The 16,348-nt window shown below is 72.1% G+C and carries 12 protein-coding genes and 1 pseudogene; 8 read left to right on the top strand and 5 right to left on the bottom strand.

The features are described 5' to 3' along the window. Positions 1–93 precede the first annotated feature (93 nt). The 4 genes from ACZ7GJ_RS11170 to ACZ7GJ_RS11185 all read left to right on the top strand — a co-directional run bounded on the left by ACZ7GJ_RS11170 (position 94) and on the right by ACZ7GJ_RS11185 (position 5,288). Positions 94–417 carry a putative quinol monooxygenase gene (locus tag ACZ7GJ_RS11170; protein WP_470750934.1) on the top strand — a complete coding sequence of 108 codons (324 nt, stop codon included), beginning with the start codon at positions 94–96 and terminating at the stop codon, positions 415–417. Positions 418–487: 70 nt separating this feature from the next. Then, positions 488–2,647, top strand: a complete 2,160-nt coding sequence (locus ACZ7GJ_RS11175; protein ID WP_470750935.1) for an FUSC family protein — start codon at positions 488–490, stop codon at positions 2,645–2,647. A gap of 17 nt (positions 2,648–2,664) precedes the next feature. Further along, on the top strand, positions 2,665–4,122 hold the full coding sequence (gene argG, locus ACZ7GJ_RS11180; protein ID WP_470750936.1) for an argininosuccinate synthase: 1,458 nt from the start codon (positions 2,665–2,667) through the stop codon (positions 4,120–4,122). A 71-nt stretch (positions 4,123–4,193) separates the two neighbouring features. Further along, positions 4,194–5,288: a M20 family metallopeptidase gene (locus tag ACZ7GJ_RS11185; RefSeq protein WP_470751061.1), complete on the top strand. Its 1,095-nt coding sequence runs from the start codon at positions 4,194–4,196 to the stop codon at positions 5,286–5,288. Between the two features lie 23 nt (positions 5,289–5,311). Here the strand turns inward: ACZ7GJ_RS11185 and ACZ7GJ_RS11190 are convergent, their stop codons facing one another. From ACZ7GJ_RS11190 to ACZ7GJ_RS11200, 3 genes are all read right to left on the bottom strand, one after another. Beyond that, positions 5,312–6,556 carry a serine hydrolase domain-containing protein gene (locus ACZ7GJ_RS11190; RefSeq protein ID WP_470750938.1) on the bottom strand — a complete coding sequence of 415 codons (1,245 nt, stop codon included), beginning with the start codon at positions 6,554–6,556 and terminating at the stop codon, positions 5,312–5,314. A gap of 111 nt (positions 6,557–6,667) precedes the next feature. Continuing rightward, complete coding sequence (locus ACZ7GJ_RS11195) at positions 6,668–8,602, bottom strand: Dyp-type peroxidase (protein WP_470750940.1); 1,935 nt, start codon at positions 8,600–8,602, stop codon at positions 6,668–6,670. Positions 8,603–8,759: 157 nt separating this feature from the next. Then, positions 8,760–9,062, bottom strand: coding sequence for a putative quinol monooxygenase (locus ACZ7GJ_RS11200; protein WP_470750941.1), 303 nt, complete (start codon positions 9,060–9,062; stop codon positions 8,760–8,762). 117 nt (positions 9,063–9,179) lie between these two features. Between ACZ7GJ_RS11200 and ACZ7GJ_RS11205 the strand changes: the two genes are divergently transcribed. After that, positions 9,180–9,641, top strand: a complete 462-nt coding sequence (locus tag ACZ7GJ_RS11205; RefSeq protein WP_470750942.1) for an RICIN domain-containing protein — start codon at positions 9,180–9,182, stop codon at positions 9,639–9,641. A 144-nt stretch (positions 9,642–9,785) separates the two neighbouring features. On the opposite strand, the gene ACZ7GJ_RS11210 is transcribed toward ACZ7GJ_RS11205, so the two are convergent. Then, positions 9,786–11,483 carry an FG-GAP-like repeat-containing protein gene (locus ACZ7GJ_RS11210; protein WP_470750943.1) on the bottom strand — a complete coding sequence of 566 codons (1,698 nt, stop codon included), beginning with the start codon at positions 11,481–11,483 and terminating at the stop codon, positions 9,786–9,788. Between the two features lie 220 nt (positions 11,484–11,703). Then, the gene (locus ACZ7GJ_RS11215; protein ID WP_470750944.1) at positions 11,704–12,768 is read right to left on the bottom strand and encodes a DUF7847 domain-containing protein; all 1,065 of its coding nucleotides are present in this window, start codon (positions 12,766–12,768) and stop codon (positions 11,704–11,706) included. Positions 12,769–12,877: 109 nt separating this feature from the next. Between ACZ7GJ_RS11215 and ACZ7GJ_RS11220 the strand changes: the two are divergent. The 3 genes and pseudogenes from ACZ7GJ_RS11220 to ACZ7GJ_RS11230 form a co-directional block, all read left to right on the top strand. Beyond that, positions 12,878–13,264 (top strand): annotated as a pseudogene (locus ACZ7GJ_RS11220) (helix-turn-helix domain-containing protein); the annotation flags it as partial. Positions 13,265–13,307: 43 nt separating this feature from the next. Beyond that, positions 13,308–13,724 carry a VOC family protein gene (locus ACZ7GJ_RS11225; protein ID WP_365924770.1) on the top strand — a complete coding sequence of 139 codons (417 nt, stop codon included), beginning with the start codon at positions 13,308–13,310 and terminating at the stop codon, positions 13,722–13,724. A gap of 107 nt (positions 13,725–13,831) precedes the next feature. Next, the gene (locus tag ACZ7GJ_RS11230; RefSeq protein WP_470751062.1) at positions 13,832–16,237 is read left to right on the top strand and encodes an ATP-binding cassette domain-containing protein; all 2,406 of its coding nucleotides are present in this window, start codon (positions 13,832–13,834) and stop codon (positions 16,235–16,237) included. Positions 16,238–16,348: the final 111 nt, after the last annotated feature.

A 16,348-nucleotide genomic window follows, 5' to 3' on the forward strand; every position in this document is an offset into this window, starting at 1 on the left:
TCTCCCTCCATGTGACGAGAGTTCAAACGACAAACGGGGGCGGGCGGTAGCGCCGCGAACGGCTTGACCTTCGGCGGTGCCTACAATGATCGAATGATCTTCATTGTGGTGAAATTCGCCGTCAAGCCCGAATACGTGGAGCAGTGGCCCGAGAAGGTCGCGGACTTCACCCGCGCCACCCGTGCCGAGCCCGGCAACCTGTGGTTCGAGTGGTCCCGCAGCCTGGAGGAGCCGGACACCTACGTCCTGGTCGAGGCGTTCCAGGACGACGCCGCGCACGCGCACGTCAGCTCGGAGCACTTCGGCGCGGCCCTGGAGACCATGCGCCCGCTGGTCACCCGTACGCCCGACATCGTGAGCACCACCATCGAGGGCGCCACCGGCTGGAGCCGGATGGGCGAGCTGCAGGTCGACTGACCGCTGCCCCGACAGCCGTCCGCCCCGGCCCCCGGGTGCCGGGCGGTCGGTACCAGGTGATGCTGGTGGCATGGCTGGCGTTCGCGGGCTGCGGCTGCCGGCGGCCTACAGGGCGGCGGCCGCACGGTCCGTGCGGGTCACGCTGGCCGGCAGCGCCGGCTTCTACCTGCTGCTGTACGGCTTCGGCTCGGCCACCGCCGCAACCTACGCACTTTTCGCCGCGGTGGCCCTGGCGGGCCTGTCGCGCGTCCCCGGCACCGGCCGGCAGCGGGCCGCGGTGGTGCTCCGGGCGCTGCCCGCCTGCTGGGTGCTGATCACCATCGGCACCTACCTGTCCGTGCGGACCTGGAGCGCGGCCCTCGGGATGCTGGTCGTCGGCTTCGCGCTGGCCTTCGCGGCCGTGGGAGGGCCGCGCCCGGCGGGGGTCGCGCCGGGGCTCCAACTGATGTACATCCTGCCGTCCTTCCCGCCGTACGATCCCGGTTCGCTCGGGCAGCGGCTGACGGGCGCGACGGTGGGCATCGCGTTGCTCGTCCTCGCCGAGGCGTTCCTGCTGCCGGACCCGCCGACCGTGCCGTACCGGGAGCTGGCCGCGCGGGCCGCCGACTGCGCGAAGCGGTGTGCCGACGAGCTGACCCGGGCGCCGCACGCCGTGTCCGGCGGAGCGCTGCGCGCGGCGCGGGAGGCGGGCACCGGGCTGAGGTCCTCACAGGTGCCGGAGGCCGAACGCCCGGCCGGGCCGGGCCTACGGGACCGGGCCCTGGCCCATACCGGCCTGGCCGCCCGCACCCTGCTCGACAGACTGGCGGCGCTGCCCCCGGGCCCCGCGGGTCCCGAGCCGCCGGGGGCACGGCCGCAGGTGCTGCGGGCGGTACGGGACGCGGCGCGGGAGACGGCCGACCTCCTGCGCGGCCGGACGCCCGCCGGGGACGCGCACACCGAGCTGCTGCGGGCCCGTACGGCCATCGCGGCGGGCCCGGCCGCCGGCGCCTCCCCAGCGGTGCTGCGCCGGGACGCGGTGCTCCTGGAGGCGGCGGACGCGGCGCTCACGATGTCCACGGGTGCCGGGATCGCGGTACGGGGCCGGGCGGGCGCGGCGCGGGCCGCGCCGGGGCGGTTCTGGTACGCGGGCATGCACGCGCCGCAGCTGTGGTGGTGGCGGCTGTGGGGGCACGCGGGCAGCCGGTCGGTGTTCTTCCAGAACGCGGTACGGCTCGGCCTGGCGCTGGCGGCGGCCCGGGTGATCGCCGGGGTGGACACCCTGCCGCACGGGTTCTGGGTGCTGCTGGCGACCTTGACGCTGACCCGGACGACCGTGCGGGAGACCCGGTCGACGGTGCGGGTGGCGCTGGCCGGGACCCTGGTCGGGGCACTGGGCGTGGCCGTGCTGCTGGCGCTGGTCGGGACGGACATCGCGGTGTACGCGGCGGCGCTGCCGCCGCTGATGCTGATCGCGTTCACCCTCGGCCCGGTCAAGGGGGTGGGCTGGGCGCAGGCGATGTTCACGCTGGTGGTCGCCCTGGTGTTCGCGCAGCTGGCACCGGCGACCTGGCAGCTCGCCGAGTTCCGGCTGCTGGACGTGCTGGTCGGCAGCGCGATCGGCGCCGTGTTCGGGCTGCTCGCCTGGCCCCGCGGCGCGCAGGACGAGCTGCGCCGCGCGGTGGCGGTGATGCTGCGCGGCGCTGCGGAGGTGGTGGTGGCCACGACCGCCCAGGTCGCCGCGGGAGGGGTGCGGGAGCCCGTACTCGCCGCTCCGGGGCACCGGTCGCTGAGCCACTCGCTGGTCCTGGCGGAGTCGGCGTACGCGCAGTACCACAGCGAGCCGCAGGGACTGCGGGCATCGTCCGGCGGCAGCCGGGACTGGCAGGCCACGCTGATGGCGGGCCACCACGTGCTCTGGGGCGCGGACCGGCTGCTGGCGGCGCCCGAGCGGGTCTTCGTACCGCCCCTGGAGCGGGAGCCCGCCGAGGCGGTGACCCGGCTGGGGGACCGGGTGGCCGGGCGGATGCTGCTGGTGTCGGCGCGCCTGGACCCGCGCGGCGACACCCCGCGGGCGCCGCTGGCGCTGCGGGACCCGGCCTCCGACGGATTCGCCGCCGAGCCGCCGGGTGCGCCGCAGCCGTACTACACGGCCGCGTCGTGGCTGGACGCGCTCGTCACGGACCTGGAGCGGATCGCCGGCGAGGCCGGCAAGGCCGGCGACACGCCGACGTTGCATGATCATGCGTAGTAGCGCATACTCTTCCCATGTCTAAGGTTCTTACCTCCCTGCCCACCGGCGAGCGCGTCGGCATCGCCTTCTCCGGCGGCCTCGACACCTCCGTCGCGGTCGCGTGGATGCGCGACAAGGGTGCCGTCCCGTGCACCTACACCGCCGACATCGGCCAGTACGACGAGCCCGACATCGCGTCGGTGCCCGGCCGTGCGTCGGCGTACGGCGCCGAGATCGCGCGCCTGGTCGACTGCCGCGCGGCGCTGGTCGAGGAGGGCCTGGCCGCGCTCACGTGCGGCGCGTTCCACATCCGCTCGGGCGGACGCTCCTACTTCAACACGACGCCGCTCGGCCGCGCCGTCACCGGCACCCTGCTCGTCCGGGCGATGCTCGAGGACGACGTGCAGATCTGGGGCGACGGCTCGACGTTCAAGGGCAACGACATCGAGCGGTTCTACCGCTACGGCCTGCTGGCCAACCCGCACCTGCGCATCTACAAGCCGTGGCTCGACGCGGACTTCGTCTCCGAGCTCGGCGGCCGCAAGGAGATGTCGGAGTGGCTCCTCGCCCACGACCTCCCCTACCGCGACAGCACCGAGAAGGCCTACTCCACCGACGCCAACATCTGGGGCGCCACCCACGAGGCCAAGACCCTGGAGCACCTCGACACCGGCGTCGAGACCGTCACCCCGATCATGGGCGTGCGGTTCTGGGACCCCTCCGTCGAGATCGCCGCCGAGGACGTGACCATCGGCTTCGACCAGGGCCGCCCGGTGACGATCAACGGCAAGGAGTTCGCCACCCCGGTCGACCTGGTGATGGAGGCCAACGCCATCGGCGGCCGCCACGGCCTGGGCATGTCCGACCAGATCGAGAACCGGGTCATCGAGGCCAAGAGCCGCGGCATCTACGAGGCCCCGGGCATGGCCCTGCTGCACGCCGCCTACGAGCGCCTGGTCAACGCGATCCACAACGAGGACACCGTGGCGCAGTACCACAACGAGGGCCGGCGCCTCGGCCGCCTCATGTACGAGGGCCGCTGGCTCGACCCGCAGGCGCTGATGATCCGCGAGTCGCTCCAGCGCTGGGTGGGCGCCGCCGTCACCGGCGAGGTGACGCTGCGACTGCGGCGCGGCGAGGACTACTCGCTCATGGACACCGCCGGCCCGTCCTTCAGCTACCACCCGGACAAGCTGTCCATGGAGCGCACCGAGAACTCCGCGTTCGGCCCGGTGGACCGCATCGGCCAGCTCACCATGCGCAACCTCGACATCGCCGACTCCCGCGCCAAGCTGGAGCAGTACGCGGCCCTCGGCATCGTCGGCAACACGAACGCGACGCTCATCGGCGCCGCCCAGGCCGCCTCGACGGGGCTGATCGGCGCGATGCCGGAAGGCGGCGCCGAGGTCATCGCCTCCCGCACCCGCGGGGAGGTCGAGGGCGACGAGGACCAGATGCTCGACCTCGCCGCGATGGAGTTCGGCACCGACTGACCGCCGCCGACCGGGGCGCCCCCCACCGGGCGCCCCTGTCCCGGCGTACCAAGTACCCTTGCGAGGTGACGATGGACAAGACCGTCGATGTGAGCGTCGACGCCATGATCGAGGACCTCAGGACACTCGTCGAAACCGAGTCTCCGTCGCGCGACCTCGACTCCCTGGCGGTATCGGGCAAGGTCGTCGCCGCCGTCATCGAGAGCCGACTCGGCGGGCGGGCCCGCCTGATCGAGAGCGAAGCCGGGCCGCACGTCCACTGGTCGGCCGGCGGCGATCCCAAGGTGCTGATCCTCGGTCACCACGACACGGTGTTCCCGCTCGGCACCCTGGAGCGACGGCCGTTCGCGGTCGAGGACGGGCGCGCCACCGGGCCCGGGGTCTTCGACATGCTCGGCGGACTGGTGCAGGCCATCCACGGGCTGGCACTGCTCGACGACCGGTCGGGGGTCGAGATCCTGGTGACCGCCGACGAAGAGGTCGGCTCCCGTTCCTCCCGGGCCCTCATCGAAGAACGCGCCCTGGCCTGCGGCGCGGTGCTCGTGTTCGAGGGCGCGGCCGACGGCGGAGGGCTGAAGACCGGCCGCAAGGGCTGCGGCACCTTCCAGGTCTCCATCGCGGGCCGGGCCTCGCACGCGGGCCTGGAGCCCGCGGCCGGGGTCAACGCCCTCATCGAAGCGGCGCACCAGGTACTGGACATCGCCGCGCTGGGCCGGCCCGAGATCGGTACGACGGTCACACCGACCGTCGCGTCCGCGGGAACCCTGGACAACGTCGTGCCGGCGGAGGCGACCGTCATCGTCGACGTCCGGGTCGAGTCGGCCGCGGAGACCGAACGGATCGAAGCCGCGTTCGCGGCGCTGGCCCCGCACCTCGACGAGGCGGAGATCACGGTCCAGGGCGGCATCGGCCGGCCCCCGATGCCCGAGGCGGCATCGGCCGAACTCTTCGCGGTGGCCAGGCAACTGCTCCCGCACCTGGAAGGCAAGGCGGTCGGCGGCGGCAGCGACGGCAACTTCACGGCCGCTCTGGGGGTGCCCACGCTCGACGGGCTCGGAGCCGTCGGGGGCGGCGCGCACGCCGACCACGAGTACCTGGAGATCGGCGCCATGGCCGAGCGGGCGCACCTCGTCGCCGGACTCGTCCGGGCGATCCAGAAGGCGTAGGCGGGTCTCGTACCTACGGGCCGTCAACTCCCCCTGGGAACCGACGGCTTGTGGCCGGGGTACACGTTGCCGGGGGTCACGATGCTCGTGAGCGCCCTGCCGAAGAGGGCGCTGGGCTCCTGGCCCTCGTGCAGGACGTCGGTGTTGAGGAGGACGACCATGGTCGCCTGTTCCCGCGGCAGGTAGACGGTCAGGCTCTCGTACCCCGGAAGCGAGCCGTTGTGGCCGATCCAGCCCTGGACGTTGAAGATGCCCAGGCCGTAGCCGGCGCCGGGAATGCCCGTCGGGGTGGTCTTCAGGCGCTCGGCCTGTGTCGCGGGCGTCAGCAGGGTGCCGGTGGCCAGGGTCCGCGCCCAACTGCGCAGGTCCTGGAGGTCGGAGACGACCGCCCCCGCGGCCCACGCCCAGGACGGGTTCCAGTCGGTCGCGTCCACGGTCCGGCCCGAGGCCGACTGGTCGGTGTAGCCGTGCGCGTGCGGCTCGGGGAACTCCGCCCCGGTGGGGAAGAGCGTGCGGTGCAGCCCGGCCGGCTCCAGTACGTCCCGCTGGATGACCTCGTGGAGCGGCCGGCCGGTGACCTTCTCCAGCACCAGACCGATCAGGATCAGGTTGGTGTTGGAGTACTCGAACTCCTCGCCCGGCGCGAACTGCACGGGGTGTTTGAAGGAGTAGCCGAGCAACTGCCGCGGTGTGAACGGGTGTTTGGGCTCCTCGTCGAGCGCCTTGTTGAAGCCTTCGTCCTCGCTGTAGTTGAACAACCCGCTGCGCATGCCCGCCAGTTCGCGCAGGGTGATGCGGTCACCGTTCGGAACTCCGGTGACGTACCTGCCGATGGTGTCGTCCAGGCGGACCTTCCCCTGGTCGACCAGGCGCAGGAGCGCGGTGACCGTGAACGTCTTGGTCTCGCTGCCGATGCGCATGTTGAGGTCGGCCCTCATGGGCGCGCCGGTCGCCTTGTCCGCCACGCCGAAGGCCTTCACGTAGCTTCCCTTGCCCGGAGCCCACAGGCCCACGACCACGCCCGGCACCTGCGCCTCGCGCAGGGCCTGGCGTACGGTGTCGTCCAGCTTCGCGGCGACGGCCGGGGTGAGCTGCGGGAAGTCCGTATCGGCGTCCGACCCGGGGGAGGAGGGGGAGGGGGCGGCGGATACCGGTGGCCCTGTCGCGGCCGCCCCGTACGCGCAGCCCGCGCCGGCGGGGGCGACGAGGAGGCCTGCGGCGGCCGCGGCCACACAGGCCCGGCGCAGCCGAGCGCACGTCGGCTTCACGGCATGGCCTCCTGTCGTACGAGGACCACGGCAACATCACCAGCCTAGGCCCGCCCCACCCCGGTCGCGAGGCGAGCCGTCAGGCCGGATCCGCAGCAGCCGCGCGGCCCGTCACTCTCCCGGGTCGGCGGGTGAACGCCGGCCGGGGACCCTCCAGAGGGTGCGGCCCTCGTGGACGATCACGGCGTCGCCAGACGGCCGGACCAGGAGTCGGGCGCCCTTGTGCCCGGCGGTCTTGGAGGACCAGGAGGTACGGCCGTCGGCGAGGCGGACCGTGAGTTCGCCGTCGCCGGAGAAGTGGGCCTCGGCGCCGGAGGTGCCCGCGCTCCACAGCGGGCGGCCCTCGCCGTCCTGGAGGACCAGATCGCCGTCGGTACCGAAGTGGAGGCGGACGGCTCCGGCGTCCAAGGTGTCGTCGGGGCGCAGCACGGTCCCCTGGTGGACCTCGATGGCGTTGTCGAGCCTGCCGTCGGCCAGCGCGCGCAGGGTGGGGATCGAGGGGGTGAAGGCGTACACGGCGCCCTCGGTGCGCACGAACCGCTGGAGGGCGAGGGTGGTGGCCCGACTGCCGCTGGGGGAGGGGGACTCGAAGGCGGCGGGCGAGTCGGGCCCGATGACCGGGTCGGTGCCGGGGCGGGGGTGGCGGGCCGGCGGGAAGTCCGCGTTGTTGCTCCACCGGTTGGCGATGAACTCGAACTGCTCGACGAGGTCGGCCTGATGGCTGACGAAGACCAGCCCGCGCTCGGCGGGCTTGGAGCCCGGACGGTACGCCGGGCCGAACGGGATGCCGCGCCGGATGACACGGCGGGAGTCGATCTCGGCGGCGGGCAGCGGCGGCCGCCCGGGCGCCACCGTCAGCCCGGCCCGCGGATTGCTCTTGCGGATGTGCGAGAAGAGCGGGGTGGTCCACCCCTGGAGGTCGTCGTGGAAATCGAGGGTGCCGTCGATGTCCTCGCCCGGTACGGGAACCCGCTCGGCGGCCGGGCAGGTGGCGACGGGGGCGCCACCGGGCCAGCGCCCGACCATGCGGGCGGCAAGCCAGTTGGGGCCCGCGTCGGCCGGGGCGGCGCCCGACTTCTTCAGCTCGGCCAGGCACTCGTCGACCTGCTTCCACCATCCGGCGACGTCCTGTCCCAGGCGCCGCACCACGTGGAAGGAGCCGCCGGTGGCCCAGACGGGCAGCCCGGCGGGCCGCCGGCCGACCCGCTCGTGCCCGACGAGGAACTCACCGGCGGGCACCAGGCGGGTCCCGGGCTTGCCGTGCACGGTCGTACCGGTCTCGGCGTCGGGCCGGTCGAAGCCGCGTACGCCCGGCTGGCTGATGGCGTCGAGGAAGCCGAAGTGCTCGTGCCCGCGCAGCGCGCCGGGGAGGGTCGCGCCGTTCTGCCGGAAGAGCACCTCGCCACCGGCGCGGTCGAGGGACGCGAGCTGCTGGTCGATGGCCTTCGTCAGACGCCCGGTGTCGTCGGCGGCGAGCGTGAGGACGGCGTGGACCCCGTCCGGGTCCGCTCCGAACAGCCAGGAGTCGGGGGCGCTGGGGCCGGTGTCGCCGAGGAGTTCCGAGCGGGCCGCGGGGCCGTCGCGGAAGGCCTCCGCGGTGCTGCCGGGCGGGACGGCGGGGAAGGGGTCCCGCTGGGCGAGGAAGCCCAGGCCGGCGTGGGTGAGGCTGAGGCCGGTCCACAGGCTCGACATCGTCGTAGGGTCGACGCCCTTGCGGAGGTTGCGTGCCGCGCTGAAATCGGCGTTGAAGCGGGTGACCTGATCGGTCGTGGAGAGCGTGGGCACGAGCCGACCGAGCCAGTGGCGCGCCTTCTTCGTGTCGTGGAAGTGCACGAAGAGCAGGCAGGCGTGGTCCTTGCGGAAGCCCGCGAGGATGTCGCCCTGCGTGGTGGTGTCGGTCCGCAGCGGCAGCTCCGCCCCCGCCCGACGGGGCTCCGGCGCGGGCTCGGGGGCCGCTGCGGCGGATACGGCTGCGGGCGTACCGACGACGAGCGCGGCCGCGGTGCAGACCCCGGCTCGTACGACGGTCCGACGGGTGAACGGCATACGGGTCCTCCGGGGCGGGACGGGCAGGGCGGGGGCGGTTATCCGGTGATCACCCTGAGCGATCACCCGCCCCCGCGCGAGCCGACGCACCGAGGGGATGACGAACGATCACCCCCCCCACGTGCCGCTGAGCCACGGGTGGACGAGCGGACGTCCGTCAGGCCAGGGGTTCGGCGACGAGGCGGATGACCTCCGCGGGCCCCGCGCGGAAGGCCGGGCCGGCCGCGTCGGCCTCGACCATGTGCGGGGTGACGTCATGCGCGGCGAGCGCCTCCTGCGACGACCACCGCTCGATGAGAACGAAGCGGTCGGGCTCCCCGCTCACCTGGTGCATGTCGTACTGCAGACATCCGGCTTCGGCCCGCACGATCGGCGCGAGCTGCTCGAACGCCGCGATCTGCTCCTTGCCGCGGCCCGGAAGAGTGCTGATCAGAATGACGAGTTGTATGGGTTGTGACATGGGCGGAAGCCTACTCAGCGGGGTGCTGTCACTCCGGATCGTTCCGGATGCCGGGACGGGGCGGCCGTGCATAGTGTGCGGGCCGTCACCTCACTCGCCAGGACAAGGACAGAGCGTATGCGCGGCATGGGAACGGTTCTGCTCGGCGGAGCCATGGTCTTCGCCTCCCTCGTACCGGCGAGCGGCGCCTTCGCCGCCTCCGGGGCGCCGGCCAGGGCGGACGATGCCGTCCAGTCCTTCCGGAATCAGGCCACGGGCCGGTGCATGGACGACACCAGCAACGGGTTCCGGACCTGGAGCTGCAACGGAAGCAACCCGCAGCAGTGGACCGTGCACGTCTGGGGCGACGGCACGCGCCAGCTGCGGAACAACAACACCGGACGTTGCATCGAGGACACCGACAGCGGCTTCCGTACCGCGGTCTGCAACTCCAGCCCGGAGCAGAGCTGGTGGATCAAGGTCTGGGGGGACGGCACCGTCCGCTTCCAGAACCAGCACACCCAGCGCTGCATCGACGACAGCTCCCTGGGCTTCCGTACCTGGGCGTGCAACGACACCCAGTACCAGAGCTGGTCCTGAGGGCCGGGGGCCGTCCGGCAGTAGCGAACGGCCCCTGATCCGTGCCTTAAGGCAGCGCAACTGCCGTGCCGCGACGGAGCCGCTCTTCGGCATGACCGTCAGAGCGCAGTGCCTGGACGGTGGTTGGCCGTTGGACGAGACCGCTCAGGCGAGGGATTCCATGTAGCCCCAGCCGCCTTCGCCGACCCGGACGGGGGACCCGAAGGCCCCCGCCGTGGTGCCCGGGCGTAGCCACAGGTCGGCGCCCGTTTCGGTCGTGGCGTCGTACTTCGTCGTCACCCACAGGTCGGCGCGGCCGTCGTCGTTGCCGTCGCCGAGGGCGACGACCAGGGGCCGCTGTACGGCGGTCCAGGTGTCGCCGCCGATCACCTGGGGCGCGGCGAGGCCGGCCGCCCCCTTGGAGCGGAACTGCTTGAGCTCGCCCGTGGTCCGGTCGCGCGCCCACAGGTCGGCCATGTCCTCGTCACCGCTCTCGGCCGGGTCCTCGGTGACGTCCCCCGGGGTGAGCAGGTCGTAGTCCGCCCAGTTGGTGTTGCCTCCGACGGAGAGGGCCGCGCGGGGCAGCGAGGGCCCGGTCGCCGGTGTGCCGCCCCGGTGCAGCCACAGTGCGCTGCCGCTGGCGTTCCTGACGATCAGGTCCGACTGGCCGTCGCCGTCGAGGTCTCCCGCGGCGCGCGGGGCGGTGCCCGTCCAGCCGCTCTCCCGGTTGGGGATCGCGACCCGCTCGCCGAGGGCTCCGCCGCCGACGTTGGGGTAGACCCACAGGTTGTCGCCGATCCGCGCCACCACGTCCTCGCGTCCGTCCCCGGTCCAGTCGCCGCGGTGGCTGACCACGGAGCCCAGCCAGCCGCCGTTGCCGATCAGGCGGGGGGAGTCGAAGCTGCCGTTGCCCTGACCGGGGTAGAGGCGCAGCGTCCCGTCCTTGCGTACGGCGAGCAGGTCGGGGCGGAGGTCTCCGGTGAGGTCGCCGTCGACCGGGGCGCGGGTGAGCGCCTTCGCGCGCAGCAGGGCGTGGTCCTTCACACCGGCGAGCTGTACGTCCTGGACGGAGGCGGAGGTGGACCCGAAGTCCTCCGAGCTGAAGAAGGCGTAGTCCAGCTTCGCCGTGTACTGGCTGCTGCCGGCGCTCCACGCCGCCGTCGGGGTGTTGACCCCGGCGTCCGCTTCGACGAGCGGGCCGCTCGCGGGCGTACCCGCGGCGACGGACACCCCCAACTTGGTCGGCACGACGTTGAAATCGCCGCCGAGGACCACGGAAGCGCCGCCCGCGTTCGCCTCGATGTGACCCAGCAGTTCGTGCATGTCGCCGTTGGCGGTATCGACGGACAGGTGGGCGCTGCAGGCAAGGGTGTGGCGGCCCGCCACCGGCCCCTTCGCGCACACCGCGAGCCGCTTCTGGCCGTTCGGGTCCGTAGGCGCCACCTCGACGGACGATCCGACGACGCCCGCGCCGGTCCGCAGGATGACGGCCTGTCCGATCCGGGTCGAATCGGTGGTCGGTGTGGCCGCGGTGCTCCACTTATCACAGCCGGGGTGGCTCTTCTGAGCCGCGAAATACCCCGAGTACCCCGCGCCCAGCCTCTGCATCAGCACGTCGTACTGGCCGGCGCACAGCTCCTGGAGCATGATCACATCGGTGGCACCCAAGTCGGGCACCTTCTGCAGCGCCTGGTCCGCCCACGCGTCCTCGTCAGCCAGGGAGCTCTGGCACGTCCACGCACCGCACACGTTGTACGAGATCAGGCTGACCGGCTTCCCGGCAGCGGCGGCCCCCACCGCGGCGGCGGCCGGACCGGCCGCACCCGCGAACAGGCCCGCCACGAGCACGAGTACGGCTGCCATCCAGGCACTCACCGACGCATACGTCCTTCTCTGCGCCTTCACAAACCCCACCCTCACAAACCCACCCCTAGCAGTAGAGAAGGAAACACCCGTCCGGGGGCAGGGCGGCGGCCGGTGAACGCAGTTGAGATTAGATGGTGCCCGCGACGGAGATGGCACCCAGGGTCCCGCTGGTGCCCTGCAGGTTGACCGCGCCGGTGGTGTCCCAGGTGCGTCGGTCTTACCGCCGGTCAGGCGCCGGGGCCGGGGTCGGGGTGACGGAGGCGAGCAGGGACTCCGCGAGGTTCTCCTTGCGCATGCGCTGGTCGACATAGAGCAGGGCGATGACCAGTTGCGGGTAGCCGTACTGGAACGGCCCGCTGACGGCGGCGCCGATCAGCAGGCAGATCGCGTACACGACGAACCCGAGGGCCAGCGTGCCCGGGTCCGGGTCCGCGCCGGTCTCGCCCGCCTCCATCAGGGTGGGGAAGAGCACGGTCATGCCGACGAACGTGAACGGCATCTGGACGGCGTAGGCAATGGCCATCGCCACGCCGTGCGACAGCATCGTGATGCCGAACACGCGCCACCAGCCGCCGTCCACCAACCGCGCGGAGCGCCGCAGCGCCGCGACCGGGCCGATCCCCTCGCAGACCGCCGCGGCCGGCGCGAGGCTGAACCTCGTCGCGAGCCAGACCGAGAGGGGCACGCAGACGAACGTGCCCAGGAGCAGCACGAACACGGCGGCCGGCGGACCGGAAGCGTCGCCCACGGACGAGATGATCAGCGGGAGGCAGACCGCGTAGAGCAGGAGCATGGGCCCGCCCGCGATCAGCCCGGCGAGCAGCACGGTGGCGAGCACCGACGGCAGCCTGGTCCGGCAGCGGCGCCACATCGCACCGGCAGTCGTGGGGCGGCCGACCACGGCCTCCTGCACCACCGCGGGACACAGGGTGCTGATCACCGCCGCGCCCAGCGTCATCGTGAGCAGCAGGAGCACACCGGCCGGCACGAAGGCCAGGAGCAGGGCCGCGACGTCCGCGCCTTCGGCACGCTCACCCGGTGCGAGATCGAAGACGAGGGGGAACCGGCTCCGCTGGGTCGCCACGGCGATGCCGGCCGCGGCCGCCACGAGCAGGAGCCCGACGCCCTGGACCGTGAGCGTGATGCCGACCAGGGGCTTCCAGTACTGGCGGAAGGTCGACAGGCCGCCCGTGAGCACCTCTCCGACCTTGAGCGGCCGCAGGGGTATGACGCCCGGCTTCGGCGCGGGCGGCGGCATCCAGGCGCCTCCCCACTGCGGCATGGGCTGTCCCGGGTGCTGTCCCCACCCCGTGTTGTGCGACATCGCTGTTCCCCCTAGAAAGAAGGGACACGTTAACCCGTGCTTCCGCCCACGTGGGATGCTGGGGTACATGACCTTGGAGGACCTGGTACTGCTGCGCCGCGCCCGGGACGCGATGGACCGCGACTACGCGGATCCGCTGGACGTTCCCGCGCTGGCGAAGGTCGCCCTCATGGCGCCGGGGCACTTCTCCCGCAGCTTCCGCGCCGCCTTCGGGGAGACGCCGTACAGCTACCTGATGACCCGCCGTGTCGAGCGGGCGAAGGCGCTGCTGCGGCGGGGCGACATGAGCGTGACCGAGGTCTGCTTCGCGGTGGGCTGCACCTCGCTGGGGTCCTTCAGCTCGCGCTTCACCGAGCTCGTCGGCGAGACCCCCAGCGCCTACCGGGCCCGCCGCCACGAGACCGGCGCCGAGATCCCTGCATGCGTGGCCAAGATTTTTACGCGACCGGTCAGGATCTGAGAAGCAGAACCCGCCGCCGCCTCGTAGCGTCGGAGGCATGAACATCAAGCTTTCGCAGTGCTTCATCGCCGTCGACGACCACGACAAGGCGCTCGCCTTCTACCGCGACACCCTCGGCCTGGAGGTCCGCAACGACGTCGCGTTCGAGGGGATGCGCTGGGTGACCGTCTGCTCACCCGACCAGCCGGACGTGGAGATCGTCCTGGAACCGCCGCTCGCCGACCCCAACGCCTCGCCGTCCGACAAGCAGGCGATGGCGGAACTCCTGGCCAAGGGCATGCTGCGCGGCGTGATCTTCTCCGCCGACGACGTCGACGCCACCTTCGAACGCATCCGGGCCGCCGGCGGGGAGGTGCTGCAGGAGCCGATGGACCAGCCGTACGGCGTCCGGGACTGCGCCTTCCGCGACCCGGCCGGCAACATGCTGCGCTTCAACCAGCCCCGCAAGCGGTAGGGACCGCGAGGCGGCCGCGGTACGCCGGACCGTTGCCGCGGCCGCCATCCACGAAGTAGAACCAGACGCACCGCTCGAAGCCGGACAGCCGGACAGATGGAGAAACGATAAGCATGGCCAAGAGGACGGACACGCAGCCGCCCGCGCCGCACACCGCCGACAGCCACGGCCTGATCCGCGTGCACGGGGCGCGCGTGAACAACCTCAAGGACGTCAGCATCGAGATCCCGAAGCGCCGGCTGACGGTGTTCACCGGCGTCTCCGGCTCGGGCAAGAGCTCGCTGGTCTTCGACACGATCGCCGCGGAGTCCCAGCGGCTGATCAACGAGACGTACAGCGCCTTCGTACAGGGCTTCATGCCGACGCTTGCGCGTCCCGAGGTCGACGTACTGGAAGGGCTGACGACCGCGATCGTCGTCGACCAGCAGCGGATGGGCGCCGACCCCCGCTCCACGGTCGGCACCGCCACCGACGCGAACGCGATGCTGCGCATCCTCTTCAGCCGGCTCGGCACACCGCACATCGGCCCGCCCGGTGCGTACGCCTTCAACGTCCCCTCCGTCCGGGCCAGTGGCGCGATCACCGTCGAGCGCGGCGCCAGGAAGACGGTGAAGGCGACCTTCAACCGCACCGGCGGCATGTGCACGCGCTGCGAGGGCCGGGGCGCGGTCTCCGACATCGACCTCACCCAGCTCTACGACGACACCAAGTCGCTCGCCGAGGGCGCCTTCACCATCCCCGGCTGGAAGTCCGACAGCCAATGGACCGTGCAGGTCTACGCCCAGTCGGGCTTCGTCGACCCGGACAAGCCGATCCGCAAGTACACCAAGAGGGAGCTGCAGGACTTCCTCTACGGGGAGCCGGTGAAGGTCAAGGTCAACGGCGTGAACCTCACCTACGAAGGGCTGATCCCCAAGATCCAGAAGTCCTTCCTGTCCAAGGACAAGGAGGCGATGCAGCCGCACATCCGCGCCTTCGTGGAGCGTGCCGTCACCTTCACCACCTGCCCCGAGTGCGAGGGCACCCGCCTCAGCGAGGGGGCCCGGTCCTCGAAGATCAAGCGGGTCAGCATCGCCGACGCCTGCGCGATGCAGATCAGCGACCTGGCCAAATGGGTCCGCGGGCTCGACGAGCCGTCGGTCGCGCCGCTGCTCTCCGCGCTGCAGCAGACCCTCGACTCGTTCGTCGAGATCGGGCTCGGCTACCTGGCGCTCGACCGGTCGTCGGGCACGCTGTCGGGCGGCGAGGCGCAGCGCGTCAAGATGATCCGCCACCTCGGCTCCGCACTCACCGACACCACCTACGTCTTCGACGAGCCCACCGCGGGTCTGCACCCCCACGACATCCAGCGGATGAACGGCCTGCTGCTGCGGCTGCGGGACAAGGGCAACACGGTGCTGGTCGTGGAGCACAAGCCGGAGACGATCGCGATCGCCGACCACGTCGTCGACCTCGGCCCCGGCGCGGGCCAAGCGGGCGGCACCGTCTGCTTCGAAGGCACCGTCGAGGAGCTGCGGGCCGGCGACACCGTCACCGGCCGCCACTTCGACGACCGGGCCTCCCTCAAGGAGACGGTACGCAAGCCCACCGGCGCGCTGGAGATCCGCGGCGCGACGACGCACAACCTCCAGGGCGTCGACGTGGACATCCCGCTCGGGGTGCTCGTCGTCGTCACCGGTGTCGCGGGCTCGGGCAAGAGCTCGCTCGTGCACGGGTCACTGCCACACCGGTCGGGGGCGCCCGGCGAGGGTGTGGTGTCGGTCGACCAGACCCCGATCCGCGGTTCCAGGCGCAGCAACCCGGCGACGTACACCGGTCTGCTCGACCCGATCCGCAAGGCGTTCGCGAAGGCCAACGGGGTCAAGCCGGCCCTGTTCAGCTCCAACTCCGAGGGCGCCTGCCCCACCTGCAACGGCGCCGGTGTCATCTACACCGACCTGGCGATGATGGCCGGGGTCGCCACCACCTGCGAGGAGTGCGAGGGCAAGCGGTTCGACGCTTCGGTACTGGACCACCACCTCGGCGGCCGCGACATCAGCGAGGTGCTCGCGATGTCGGTGGACGAGGCCGAGGAGTTCTTCGGCGCCGGCGAGGCGCACACTCCGGCCGCGCAGCGCGTCCTGCGGCGGCTCTCCGACGTCGGCCTCGGCTACCTCACGCTCGGCCAGCCGCTCACCACCCTGTCCGGCGGTGAGCGCCAGCGCCTGAAGCTGGCCACGCACATGGCCGAGAAGGGCGGCGTCTACGTCCTCGACGAGCCGACCAACGGCCTGCACCTCGCCGACGTAGAGCAGTTGCTCGGCCTGCTGGACCAGCTCGTGGACTCCGGCAAGTCGGTCATCGTCGTCGAGCACCACCAAGCCGTCATGGCGCATGCCGACTGGATCGTCGACCTCGGCCCCGGCGCCGGCCACGACGGCGGCCGGATCGTGTTCGAGGGCACGCCCGCCGAGCTCGTGGCCGACCGCTCCACGCTCACCGGCGAGCACCTCGCGGCGTACGTCGGTGCCTGACGCGGCTGCCTGAACCTGGCGCAGGGCGTCGACGGACTTCCCGTCGGCGCCCTGCTCTTTGCGTGCGGGGCCGCCTCGGCTAGAGTGATAAGTAAGTACTTACTTGCGGAA

It is taken from the genome of Streptomyces sp. NPDC037242, assembly GCF_055604165.1.

Excerpts from the sequence above, each read along its gene's own strand:
- ACZ7GJ_RS11215 (WP_470750944.1), bottom strand. The coding sequence starts at position 12,768 with ATGCCGCAGTGGGGAGGCGCCTGGATGCCGCCGCCCGCGCCGAAGCCG.
- ACZ7GJ_RS11170 (WP_470750934.1), top strand. The coding sequence starts at position 94 with ATGATCTTCATTGTGGTGAAATTCGCCGTCAAGCCCGAATACGTGGAG.
- ACZ7GJ_RS11210 (WP_470750943.1), bottom strand. The coding sequence starts at position 11,483 with ATGGCAGCCGTACTCGTGCTCGTGGCGGGCCTGTTCGCGGGTGCGGCC.
- ACZ7GJ_RS11195 (WP_470750940.1), bottom strand. The coding sequence starts at position 8,602 with ATGCCGTTCACCCGTCGGACCGTCGTACGAGCCGGGGTCTGCACCGCG.
- ACZ7GJ_RS11175 (WP_470750935.1), top strand. The coding sequence starts at position 488 with ATGGCTGGCGTTCGCGGGCTGCGGCTGCCGGCGGCCTACAGGGCGGCG.
- ACZ7GJ_RS11185 (WP_470751061.1), top strand. The coding sequence starts at position 4,194 with ATGGACAAGACCGTCGATGTGAGCGTCGACGCCATGATCGAGGACCTC.
- argG (WP_470750936.1), top strand. The coding sequence starts at position 2,665 with ATGTCTAAGGTTCTTACCTCCCTGCCCACCGGCGAGCGCGTCGGCATC.
- ACZ7GJ_RS11200 (WP_470750941.1), bottom strand. The coding sequence starts at position 9,062 with ATGTCACAACCCATACAACTCGTCATTCTGATCAGCACTCTTCCGGGC.
- ACZ7GJ_RS11225 (WP_365924770.1), top strand. The coding sequence starts at position 13,308 with ATGAACATCAAGCTTTCGCAGTGCTTCATCGCCGTCGACGACCACGAC.
- ACZ7GJ_RS11205 (WP_470750942.1), top strand. The coding sequence starts at position 9,180 with ATGCGCGGCATGGGAACGGTTCTGCTCGGCGGAGCCATGGTCTTCGCC.